Annotated in this window: 12 protein-coding genes and 1 pseudogene; 6 read left to right on the plus strand and 7 right to left on the minus strand. The window is 68.6% G+C overall.

What is annotated here, in order from left to right:
* The 7 genes from AC1D15_RS08600 to AC1D15_RS08630 all read right to left on the minus strand — a co-directional run.
* Positions 1-431 (minus strand): YncE family protein (locus tag AC1D15_RS08600; protein WP_477825654.1); only part of this gene is annotated, 431 nt, incomplete at its 3' end.
* Positions 407-772: a hypothetical protein gene (locus AC1D15_RS08605; RefSeq protein ID WP_477825655.1), complete on the minus strand. Its 366-nt coding sequence runs from the start codon at positions 770-772 to the stop codon at positions 407-409. The genes AC1D15_RS08600 and AC1D15_RS08605, both read right to left, overlap by 25 nt.
* Positions 769-1431 carry a hypothetical protein gene (locus AC1D15_RS08610; RefSeq protein ID WP_477825656.1) on the minus strand — a complete coding sequence of 221 codons (663 nt, stop codon included), beginning with the start codon at positions 1429-1431 and terminating at the stop codon, positions 769-771. Before AC1D15_RS08610 ends, AC1D15_RS08605 begins: the two co-directional genes overlap by 4 nt.
* 1 nt (position 1432) lies before the next feature.
* Positions 1433-2335, minus strand: a complete 903-nt coding sequence (locus tag AC1D15_RS08615; protein ID WP_082004199.1) for a substrate-binding domain-containing protein — start codon at positions 2333-2335, stop codon at positions 1433-1435.
* The gene (locus AC1D15_RS08620) at positions 2332-2715 is read right to left on the minus strand and encodes a c-type cytochrome (RefSeq protein ID WP_047502797.1); all 384 of its coding nucleotides are present in this window, start codon (positions 2713-2715) and stop codon (positions 2332-2334) included. Before AC1D15_RS08620 ends, AC1D15_RS08615 begins: the two co-directional genes overlap by 4 nt.
* A gap of 107 nt (positions 2716-2822) precedes the next feature.
* The gene (xoxF, locus tag AC1D15_RS08625; RefSeq protein WP_465112243.1) at positions 2823-4565 is read right to left on the minus strand and encodes a PQQ-dependent ethylene glycol dehydrogenase XoxF; all 1743 of its coding nucleotides are present in this window, start codon (positions 4563-4565) and stop codon (positions 2823-2825) included.
* Positions 4501-4989: a hypothetical protein gene (locus tag AC1D15_RS08630; protein ID WP_477825657.1), complete on the minus strand. Its 489-nt coding sequence runs from the start codon at positions 4987-4989 to the stop codon at positions 4501-4503. The genes xoxF and AC1D15_RS08630 overlap by 65 nt, the downstream gene beginning before the upstream one ends.
* Before the next feature lie 25 nt (positions 4990-5014).
* Between AC1D15_RS08630 and AC1D15_RS08635 the strand changes: the two genes are divergently transcribed.
* From AC1D15_RS08635 to AC1D15_RS08660, 6 genes and pseudogenes are all read left to right on the plus strand, one after another.
* Complete coding sequence (locus AC1D15_RS08635; RefSeq protein ID WP_047502800.1) at positions 5015-5728, plus strand: ABC transporter ATP-binding protein; 714 nt, start codon at positions 5015-5017, stop codon at positions 5726-5728.
* 134 nt (positions 5729-5862) lie between these two features.
* Positions 5863-6834 (plus strand): PQQ-dependent catabolism-associated beta-propeller protein, encoded by a 972-nt coding sequence (locus AC1D15_RS08640; protein WP_477825658.1) that lies wholly within the window; start codon positions 5863-5865, stop codon positions 6832-6834.
* Positions 6831-8000, plus strand: a complete 1170-nt coding sequence (locus AC1D15_RS08645) for an ABC transporter substrate-binding protein (protein WP_477825659.1) — start codon at positions 6831-6833, stop codon at positions 7998-8000. The genes AC1D15_RS08640 and AC1D15_RS08645 overlap by 4 nt, the downstream gene beginning before the upstream one ends.
* Positions 8001-8005: 5 nt before the next feature.
* Positions 8006-8872: an ABC transporter permease gene (locus AC1D15_RS08650; RefSeq protein WP_477825661.1), complete on the plus strand. Its 867-nt coding sequence runs from the start codon at positions 8006-8008 to the stop codon at positions 8870-8872.
* The gene (locus AC1D15_RS08655; protein WP_477825660.1) at positions 8869-9837 is read left to right on the plus strand and encodes a Bug family tripartite tricarboxylate transporter substrate binding protein; all 969 of its coding nucleotides are present in this window, start codon (positions 8869-8871) and stop codon (positions 9835-9837) included. Before AC1D15_RS08650 ends, AC1D15_RS08655 begins: the two co-directional genes overlap by 4 nt.
* Positions 9824-10189, plus strand: a pseudogene (locus AC1D15_RS08660) (two-component sensor histidine kinase); the annotation flags it as partial. The gene AC1D15_RS08655 and the pseudogene AC1D15_RS08660, both read left to right, overlap by 14 nt.

Genomic DNA, 10189 nt, shown 5'->3' on the forward strand with positions numbered 1-10189 from the left:
ACCTCGATGCGGGCGAGCGGCGCCCGCTGCGAGCCGCTGCCGGCCGCATCGAACACCATCAGCCGGTTGGCATACCAGTCGGCCGCGAACAGCAGCCGGCCGTCCGGCGAGGCATCGATGCCCACCGGCCCGTCGCCGGCCGCCAGCGTGCCGACGACGCGCTGCGCGCGCATGTCGATGACCGAGATGTCGCGGCTGTCGGGGTTGGAGACGAACACCCGGCCGGCGCGCGAGGCCGCCACCACGCCGGCCGGCGAACGGCCGACGTCCACCGTGGCCACCACCTGCTGCGACGCGAGGTCGATCACCGACACGTCGTTGCTGCCCTGGTTGGTGATCCAGGCGAAGGGGGCCGCGAAGCTGCCGCCCGCGAAGCCTGCCAGGCCCGCCAGCAGCGCCGCCGCGGCTACCTGGCGTCGTTGATGAAGCACGCCTTGTGCACCTTGGTTTCCAGCTCGCGGTAGCGCTTGATCTGCGGCTTGACGGATTCGTTGTCGCGCAGCGCGCCGCCGCGCTCGCCGCCGATCGACATCGCGTTGACCACCGTGATCATGCCGACGTAGTCGTCGTACGGCACCTCGCCGGCCATCGCGTCGATGGCGCACGAGCACTTGTTGATCATCTCGAAGTGCGGGCCGGGGTGCGTGCGCATGCACTCCTGCACGTAGATCACGCGCTCCGACGTGGGGAAGTCGTTCGCCGCGGCGGCAACAGGGGCCAGCAGCCAGGGCAGGGCGGACAGGCACAGCAGGCGGTGCAGCGGGTTCATCATGGTGTGGCCCCTTCGATCATCAGTTCTTCGGTGAGCAGCGGCGGCGCATCGGCCGTGGCCGCCGCGATCCGGGTGCGGATGCCCAGCACGCCGCCCGGTACCGCATCCGACAACAGGAAGCGGTATTCCTTGTCGGCCAGCTTCTCGTAGCGGTAGCGGTTCGGGTCGTCCCGGTAGGGCTTGAACGAGACCTCGCGGCCCGCGACGGTCTTGCCGCGGTAGCGGAACGAGGCCGGTGCGACCGTCGCGCCCTGGTAGACCGTCATGCGGATGCGCTTGCGGAAGTAGTTCTCCGGGCCCTGCGTCAGCCGGTGCATCTCGCGGATGTCGTGCTCCAGGAAATACAGGATCACCGGGTTGGCCTTCGCGTTCTCGACGTCGGGCAGGGCGAGCCGGCGCGGGCCGCTCAGGAACTCGCCCTTCGACGCGCAGCAGCTGCCGTCGGCCTGCTTGCTGAACGACAGCACCACGCTGTCGTCGAAGCCGCCCTCCAGGCTGCCGGCCTTGCGGAAGCTGTAGCGCAGCGTCGACGGCGGCTGCAGGGTGGACAGCTGGTCGGCCAGGAAGATCGCCTGCTCGGCCGCGGAGAAGTCCTGGGCCGCGAAGCCGGTGGACGGCAGCATCGCCGCCAGCGCCACCCAGAGTGCAGCGGTGTTCACCTCAGCGCGCCGGCTTGCCGGGCGCGGGGTCTTTGACGCTGAAGGATTCGTCGACGACCGGCACGCCGTAGTCCTTCAGGATGGCCTGGATCGCCGCCTGCTGCGAATCGATCAGGCCCTCGACCTTCTGCTTCCACTCGCGCTCGCCGTAGCGCACGCCCATCGCCATCTCGTAGTCGAAGCGCACGCCGGGCTCCGATTTCAGCGGCACCACGGTGAGCCGCGGCGACTTGACGCGCTGCGCGAAGTAACCCGCGATCGGCCCCCACACGATGGCCGCGTCGATCTTGCCGGCCGCGAGGTCCTTCTCGATGATCTCGCCCGGGTACTGCTGTGGGTCGGCGTTCATCATCGGGTAGGGCACGCCGCGCTCGACCAGGCGGTGCAGGCTCAGCCAGTCCGAGGCCGGCGAGCGGTCGTAGACGCCGATGCGCAGCTTGCCCAGGCGGGCCGGGTCGAGCTTCAGGAAGTCGTCGCCCGACTTCACCTGGTCCAGGCCCTGGCCCTGTGGGAACACGAGCGCATAGGTGGAGCGGTAGTAGGGCTTGGTCACCGACACCTGGTCGTAGCCGACCGGCACGCCCATCACGATGTCGCACGGGTAGTCCTGCCCCGGCAGCTTGTAGCGCAGGGTGTTGCGGATGAAGGCCATGCGCTGCGGGAACGAGTAGTACTCGACCGGCAGCCCGAGCGCCTTGCCGAACACCTCGGCGATGCGGTTCTCGATGCCCGCGCCCGCGACGTTGGAGAACGGCAGGTTGTTCGGGTCCTGGCACACGCGCAGCGCCTGGCGCGGCGGCGGCTTGTCGGCGTCCTGCGCGGCGGCGGGCGGGCACGCGGCCACGACCCCCCAGGCCAGCGCCAGCGCCCGAGCCACCACGGACGTGCGGGTGGTGTTGTTCATTTGGCCGGCTCGACCTTGGCGCGCGTGATGGCGCCGTCGGACCGTCCCTTCAGGTAGGCATACAGGTCGTTGATGTGTTCCTTCACCTGCTGGCTTTCGCCGAAGCTCGGCATGCCCTTGGGCAGGCGGCCTTCGGTGACGGTCTTGACGAACTCGTCCTGGCTCAGCGTCTTCAGGCTGTTGATCAGCGAAGGCCCGACCAGGCCCTCCTGGTTGGCGCCGTGGCAGCGGTCGCATGCAGCGGCGCGCCAGGTCCGGAAGCCTTCCATGGTCTTGGCGTCGACCTTGTAGCCGTCGACCACGGTATAGGGTTTGTCGTCGGCCAGCACGCTCACGGTGAGGCATGCCAGCACGGCAAAGACACACTGCTTCAATTTCATCGAATCATCCACCGTCAAGAGAGTGGGATGGCATCCCCCGGGGTGCCATCCCTGTTCCCAGGTTGTCTCGATTCTTCTTCTTGCTTCTTGGGTTCGATTCCTGCCGATCAGTTCGGCAGGGCAAACACCGTCAACGAACCACCCAGTTCGGTGTACTGGGCCAGTTCCTTGTAGCCGCCGACGGCGCCCAGGCCATCCTGGTCCTTCTCGAGGCCTGCGGCCATGCCGATGCCGGCCCAGCCGCCGATGCCCGAGAACACGCCGATGTACTGCTTGCCCTTGTGCTCATAGCTGAACACGTTGCCGATGATCCCGGAGGGCGTCTTGAACTTGAAGAGCTCCTTGTTGATGTCCTTCTTGTCCACGCACTTCAGGTAGCCCTCCAGCGTGCCGTAGCAGCTGAGCCCGCCGGCGGTGTTGAGCGCGCCGCTCCAGACCGAGAACTTCTCGGCATGGCTCTGCACGATCTTGCCGGTGCCGGCATTCCAGGTGATGTAGTTGCCCATGCCGCCGTGGCTGCCCGGGGCCGGGAACATCGACAGCGTGGCGCCGACATACGGCTGGCCGGCGGTGTACTCGACCTTGAACGGCTCGTAATCCATGCAGACGTGGTTGGTCGGCACGTAGAAGAGCTTGGTCTCGGGGTCGTAGGCGGCAGGCTGCTGGTCCTTGCTGCCGAGTGCCGCCGGGCAGATGCCCTTGGTGTTGACGTCCGCCCCGTTCTGCGCGGTCGAGTACTTGGAGACGACCTGCGGGCGGCCCGTCTTCATGTCGACGTGGGTGGCCCAGTTGACCTGCGGGTCGTACTTTTCGGCGACCAGCAGCGCACCCGTCACGCGGTCCATCGTGTAGGCGAAGCCGTTGCGGTCGAAGTGCACCAGCGCCTTGGTCGGCTTGCCCTTCACGTCGATGTCGGCCAGGATCATCTCGTTGATGCCGTCGAAGTCCCACTCGTCGAACGGCGTCATCTGGTAGACCCACTTGGCCATGCCGGTGTCGACGTCACGCGCGAAGATGGTCATCGACCACTTGTTGTCGCCCGGCCGCTGCGACGGATTCCAGGTCGACGGGTTGCCGGTGCCGTAGTACATCAGGTTCAGCGCCTTGTCGTAGCTGTACCAGCCCCAGGTGGTGCCGCCGCCGGTCTTCCACTGGTCGCCCTTCCAGGTCTTGACCGACGAATCCTTGCCCACCGGCGCCATCGCGCCGTTGGTCCAGGTCATGGTCTTGTCGGGGTCGACCAGCATCTCGGCGTCGGGGCCGACGCTGTAGCCCTTCCAGGCCAGCTTGCCGTCCTTCAGGTTGTAGGCCGCGATGAAGCCGCGCACGCCCCATTCGCCACCGCTGATGCCGGTGATGACCTTGTCCTTGAAGATGTGCGGCGCATTGGTGTTCACCGCACCCAGCTTCGGGTCGCCGTTCTTCACGCTCCACACGACCTTGCCGGTCTTGGCGTCGAGCGCGAGCAGCATGCTGTCGGCCTGCTGCAGGATGATCTTGCCTTCGGCATAGGCCAGCCCGCGGTTCACGGTGTCGCAGCACATCTGCGGGATCACCGCCGGGTCCTGCTTCGGCTCGTACTTCCAGAGGATCTTCTGGCTGTCGAGGTCGATCGCGAAGACCTTGTTCGGGAACGGCGAGTGCAGGTACATGGTGCCGTCGATCACGAGCGGCGAGCCCTCGTGGCCGCGCAGCACGCCGGTGGAGAAGGTCCACGCGACCTGCAGCTTGCCGACGTTGCCGGTGTTGATCTGGTTGAGCTTGCTGTAGCGCTGGTTGTACATGTCACCAGCCTGCATCGCCCAGTTCTTGGAGTTCGCGATGTTCTTCTCCACGTCTGCATTGGCCATTGCCAACGGCGGCAGAGCAAGCAACACCATGCCCAAATGACGCCAGATGCGCCACCTTGACTGACCGGAATTTCGCATCGAAGTCTCCTGTTTTATGAAGTGAGCAGAGTCCGGTCGCGAGAACCCACCAACCCAGCGACCCACGGAACTCGGCAAAGGACTCCAACCGCAAGTTTTGCGCCCATGCGCCCTCCAGGGATTGCCCGAAGAGGGAAAACCCAGGTTTCGCTCCGCGCCCGTGACGGTGATGTTCCGGAATTGAAATCGCGCTGACACCTTGCGCCGAATTCGTGGCATCCACGTTCGGCACAGAGTGTTTCAGGGCCGCGCCGCGGCGTGACGGAGATGGATCAACGCCCGGGGGCGCGATGGCGTTGCACTGCAGCATGGCGTGGGCCCGCGTATTGCTGTATTCCTGCTTCATGACCCTCGCGACGCACCCCTCGACGATGCTGCGGACCACCGGCCTGACGAAGCGCTATGGCGATCGCGCCGCGCTCAAGTCGTTGTCGCTGAGCGTCGGGGCAGGACAGTTCGTCGCGCTGCTGGGCCCGAACGGCGCCGGCAAGTCGACCTTGTTCCAGCTGCTGACCGGCCTGTTCGCGGCCGACGAAGGCGAGGTCGAGGTGGCCGGCCATTCGCTGCGCCGTGCGGCCGCCTCGGCGCTGCGCCAGATCGGCGTCGTGTTCCAGCAGATCTCGCTCGACCTTGACCTCAGCGTGCGCCGCAACCTGCTGTTCCAGGCCGACCTGCACGGCCTGCCGCGCCGGCTGGCGCGCGAGCGCATCGATGCCGGCTGCGCGCGGCTGGGCCTGGGTGGCGAGCTCGACCGCAAGGTGCGCGAGCTGTCGGGCGGCAACCGCCGCAAGGTCGAGCTGGTGCGCGCCGGCCTGCACCACCCGGCGGTGATGCTGATGGACGAGGCGACCGTCGGGCTCGACCCGAAATCCCGCCAGGACCTGCTGGCGGCCCTGCGCAGCGACGTGCAGGAGCGCGGCGTCTGCGTGCTGTGGGCGACGCACTGGGTCGAGGAAGCGGTGGCCGCCGACCGCGTGCTGGTGCTGCACCGCGGCACGCTGCTGGCCGATGGCTCGCCGGCCGAGGTGACGAGCGCGCTCGGAGAACCGACCCTGGAGGCGGGATTCATTGCCCGCACGGCCTGATGAACCTCACACCCCCCACCGTTCGCCCTGAGCAGGGACTGAGCCAGTCGAAGTCCCGTCCGTCGAAGGGTTGTGCCCGGCGCGCGCAGGGCCTTCGGCAGGCTCAGTCTCACCCTTCGACAAGCTCAGGGCGAATGGGATCTCTTTGCCGCCACCTTGGCGCCGCCTGGGCGCTGATCGCTTGCTGCACTGCCGCATCGGCGCAGGGCACCGCCTACGTGTCGAGCGAGAAGGACGATGCGCTGACGGTGATCGACCTCGCGACGCTGACGGTGAAGGGCACCGTGCCCACCTGCAAGCGCGGCCGGCACATCCAGCTCACGCCCGATCGCAAGATCATGGTGGCCTGCACCGACGCCAACGCGGCCGACGTGATCGACCCGGCCACCGGCAAGTCGCTGCGCCGCGTGCCGCTGGGCGACGAGCCGGAGGCGTTCGATCTCTCGCCCGACGGCAAGACCGTCTACGTGTCGAACGAGGACGCCGGCGAGGCCAGCTTCATCGACGCCGCCAGCGGCAGGAAGCTGCAATCGATCAAGGTCGGCCAGGAACCCGAGGGCGTGAAGGTCAGCGCCGACGGCAAGACGCTGTACGTGACCTCCGAGGTCGCGAGCCTGATCCACGTGATCGACGTGGCCAGCGCGAAGATCACCAGCAACGTGAAGGTCGGCAAGCGGCCCCGCCGCATGGCGCTCACGCCCGACGGCAAGGAGCTGTGGGTGACCAACGAACTGGGCGCAAGCATCAGCATCATCGCGACGGCCACGCACACCGTCACCGCCACCATCCCGCTGGAAGTGAAGGGCGCCCGCGCGACCGACATCACGCCGGTCGGCATCCTGATGTCGCGCGACGGCAAGCGCGCCTTCGTTGCGCTGGGCAAGGCCAACCACGTCGCCTTCATCGACGTGGCGAGCCGCAAGACCACGAACCTGGTGCTGGTGGGCAAGCGTGCCTGGAACGTGGCGATCGACAAGGCCGAGGCCCGGCTGTTCGTCGTCAACGGGCTGAGCGATGACGTGACCGTGGTCGACGTGGCGGGCGCCAAGGCGATCAAGAGCATCCCGGTGGGCCGCGTCCCGTACGGCGTGGCGATCGTCGAATGACACGCGGCCTGGCCTGCAGCCTTGTCACGCTGATGTTGTGCGCTGCCACCGCGTCGACCGCCGCAGCCGCCACGCTGAAGGCCACGCTGATCGTGCCGGGCGACGACCTGCGGCTGGAACGCTCGCGGCTGGAGCGCGCCTACCTGGGCCACACCGGTGGGCCGGCCGCCGACGGGCTGCAGGTGGCGCTGGACGAGGGCAGGTTCGAGCTCGAGGCGGCCGGCGCCGCGGTGGCGCTGAGCGTGGTGAATGCCGACACGCCCGACGCCGCGCGCGCCGCCGCGCAGGCGGCCGAGAAGGCCGGCGCGGCCATCGTGCTGACCGACCTGGGCACCGACGCCACGCTGGCGGTGGCCGACGCGGTGAAGCTGCCGGTGCTGAACCTGGGCGACGCCGCCGACCGGCTGCGCCAGCAGGATTGCCGCGCGCGGCTGTTCCACCTGATCCCCAGCGAGCGCATGCGCGCCGACGCGCTCGCACAGACGCTGGTGTCGCGCAAATGGAGCAAGCTGCTGCTGCTGGTCGGCAGCACGCCGCAGGACCAGCTGCGCGCGGCCACCGCGCAGGCCTCGATCAAGCGCTACGGGCTGCAGGTGGTCGCGACCAAGCCCTACAAGCTCTCTGCCGACCCGCGCGAGCGCGACCTCGCCAACCCGCTGCTGCTGACCGCCGGCACCGCCTACGACGCGGTGTGGGTGGTCGACAGCAACGGCGAGTTCGCGCGCAGCCTGCCGTACCGCATCGTGCTGCCGCGGCCGGTGGTCGGCGACGCCGGGCTGGTGGCGCTGGCCTGGCATGCGCAGTTCGAGCGCTACGGGGCGCCCCAGGTGTCGCGCCGCTTCGCGAAGGCGGTGAAGCGGCCGATGACCGACCACGACTGGGYCGCCTGGATGGGCGGCAAGGCCTTGATCGCGATCGCCGCCGCCGAACCGAAGGGGCCGAACGCCGCGTGGGCGAAGGCGCTGGCTGCGACGCCGGTCGACGGTTCGAAGGGCGGCAGCCTGAGCTTCCGGCCGTGGGACGGGCAGCTGCGCCAGTCGATGCTGCTGACTGACGGGCAGGGCGTGATCGCACAGGCGCCGATCGAGGGGCTGTTGCATCCGACCGACGTGCTGGACACCTTGGGCGCCGATGCCCCGGAGAAGCTATGCAAAGCGACGCGGTGAAACCTGTGACGCCTCCTGTCCTCGCAGAGGCCGGGCCGGCGGCGCGCCACGGCATCGCGCATGCCCTGCAGGCACTGCAGGCGATCGTCGTGCGCGAGCTGTTCAAGTTCTCGCAGCAGACCGGCCGGCTGGTCTCGGCGCTGGTGCGGCCGCTGCTGTGGCTGGCCGTGTTCGCTGCCGGGTTCCGCAACGTGTTCGGCGTCGCGATCGTCGAGCCGTATGACACGTACATCCCGTACGACGTCTACATCGCGCCGGGCCTGGTCGGCATGGTGCTGCTGTTCAACGGCATGCAGTCGTCGCTGGCGATGGTCTACGACCGCGAGATGGGCCTGATGCGCCTGCTGCTCACCGCGCCGCTGCCGCGCGCGTGGCTGCTGTTCTGCAAGCTGTGCGCGACCGCGCTGCTGTCGGTGCTGCAGGCGCTGGCCTTCGTGGTGGTGGCGATGCTGCTGGGCACCGAGCTGCCGCTGTTCTCGTGGGCCGGCCTGCATGCGCTGCTCGCGCTGGTGTGCGGCGCGCTGATGCTGGGGGCGCTGGGCCTGCTGCTGTCGGTGCACATCAAGCAGCTGGAGAACTTCGCCGGCACGATGAACTTCGTGATCTTTCCGATGTACTTCCTGTCGACCGCGCTCTACCCGCTGTGGAAGCTGCAGGAGTCGGGCGCCGGGTGGGTGTACCAGGCGGCGCGCTTCAACCCGTTCACGCACGCGGTGGAGTGGATCCGCTTCGCGCTGTACGGCAAGGACCCGGGCGCCGCACCGTGGGTGGTGCTGGGCTGCCTGGTCGTGTTCTTTGCCGTCGCGTGCTGGGGCTACGACCCGCAGCGCGGCTTCGGTGGTCTCGCCAAACGGGGTGGGGGGCCGGCATGACCGTCACCCGCCGCCGCTTGATCGGCAGCGCCGCCGCGCTCGGCGCGTGGCCGCTGGCGCGTGCGCAGTCGCCATACCCGTCGCGCCCGATCGCGCTGTGGATCCCGTGGCCGGCCGGCGGCGCGACCGACATCTCGCTGCGCCTGCTGGCCGAGCTGGCCTCGCACCACCTGGGGCAGCCGGTGATCACCGAGAACCGCGGCGGCGCCGGCGGCACGCTGGCCATGCCGGTGCTGCAGCAGGCCGAGCCCGACGGCTACACGATCGCGCAGCTGCCGCAGCCGATCTTCCGCGCGGTGCACACGCAGAAGGTGCTGTGGGACCCGATCCGCGACGTGACGCCGATCATCCAGGTCTCGGGCGTCACCTTCGGCGTGCTGGTCAGCGCGTCCAGCAGGTTCCGCAAGCTCGCCGACCTGTTCGCCTACGCGCGCCAGAACCCGGGCCGGCTGACCATCGCGACCAATGGTGTCGGCACCACGCCGCACGTGGTGCTGGAGGAGCTGTTCACCGCGCGCGGCCTGAAGTACATCCACGTGCCGTACAAGGGCACCTCGGAGCAGATGATCGCGGTCGACAACGGCCAGGTGATGGCCGGCGTCAACTCCACCGGCTTCGGGCCCTTCGTCGATTCGGGCCGGCTGCGGCTGCTTGCCACCTTTGCCGCGGAGCGCTCGAAGCGCTGGCCGCAGGTGCCGACGCTGCGCGAACTGGGCCACGACATCGTCGCGATGTCGCCCTGGGGTCTGGGCGGGCCGCGCGGGCTGCCGGCCGAGGTGGTCACGGTGCTGCACGATGCGTTCAGGAAGGCGATGTTCGACCCGCTGTTCATCCAGGAGCTGGCCAAGTACGACCAGCTGATCGACTACCTCGGCCCGGCGGACTACGCCGAGGTCTGCCGCCAGCAGTTCATCAAGGAGGGGCTCATCGTCGAACGCATGGGCCTGACGCGTGGCGGCAGCTGAGCGTCGTTCCCTCGGCGATGCCGCCGTCGTCGTGCTCACGACGCTGGCGAGCTACGGCCTGGCGTCGTTTTTTGAACTGAGCGAGCGCGTGCAGCGCTGGGCGCTGCCGCACGAGCACTGGCAGGCCGACGAGCTGCCCTTCAGCCTGACGGTGCTGGCCGGTGGCCTGGCCTGGTATGCGCTGCGCCGCGCGCGCGACGCCCGCGCGCAGCTCGCGCTGCGCGAACAGGCCGAGGCGCAGGCCCGCGAGCTGCTGATGCACAACCAGGAGTTGGCGCGCCAGCTGATCGCGGTGCAGGAGAGCGAACGGCTGGCGCTGGCCCGCGAGCTGCACGACGAACTGGGGCAGGGC

It is taken from the genome of Rhizobacter sp. P2_H2, from assembly GCF_056403375.1.

Bases quoted from the DNA above. Each gene is read 5' to 3' on its own strand.
- AC1D15_RS08605 (WP_477825655.1), bottom strand. From the start codon at position 772: ATGATGAACCCGCTGCACCGCCTGCTGTGCCTGTCCGCCCTGCCCTGG.
- AC1D15_RS08615 (WP_082004199.1), bottom strand. From the start codon at position 2,335: ATGAACAACACCACCCGCACGTCCGTGGTGGCTCGGGCGCTGGCGCTG.
- AC1D15_RS08620 (WP_047502797.1), bottom strand. From the start codon at position 2,715: ATGAAATTGAAGCAGTGTGTCTTTGCCGTGCTGGCATGCCTCACCGTG.
- xoxF (WP_465112243.1), bottom strand. From the start codon at position 4,565: ATGGCCAATGCAGACGTGGAGAAGAACATCGCGAACTCCAAGAACTGG.
- AC1D15_RS08630 (WP_477825657.1), bottom strand. From the start codon at position 4,989: ATGAAGCAGGAATACAGCAATACGCGGGCCCACGCCATGCTGCAGTGC.
- AC1D15_RS08635 (WP_047502800.1), top strand. From the start codon at position 5,015: ATGCTGCGGACCACCGGCCTGACGAAGCGCTATGGCGATCGCGCCGCG.
- AC1D15_RS08640 (WP_477825658.1), top strand. From the start codon at position 5,863: ATGGGATCTCTTTGCCGCCACCTTGGCGCCGCCTGGGCGCTGATCGCT.
- AC1D15_RS08655 (WP_477825660.1), top strand. From the start codon at position 8,869: ATGACCGTCACCCGCCGCCGCTTGATCGGCAGCGCCGCCGCGCTCGGC.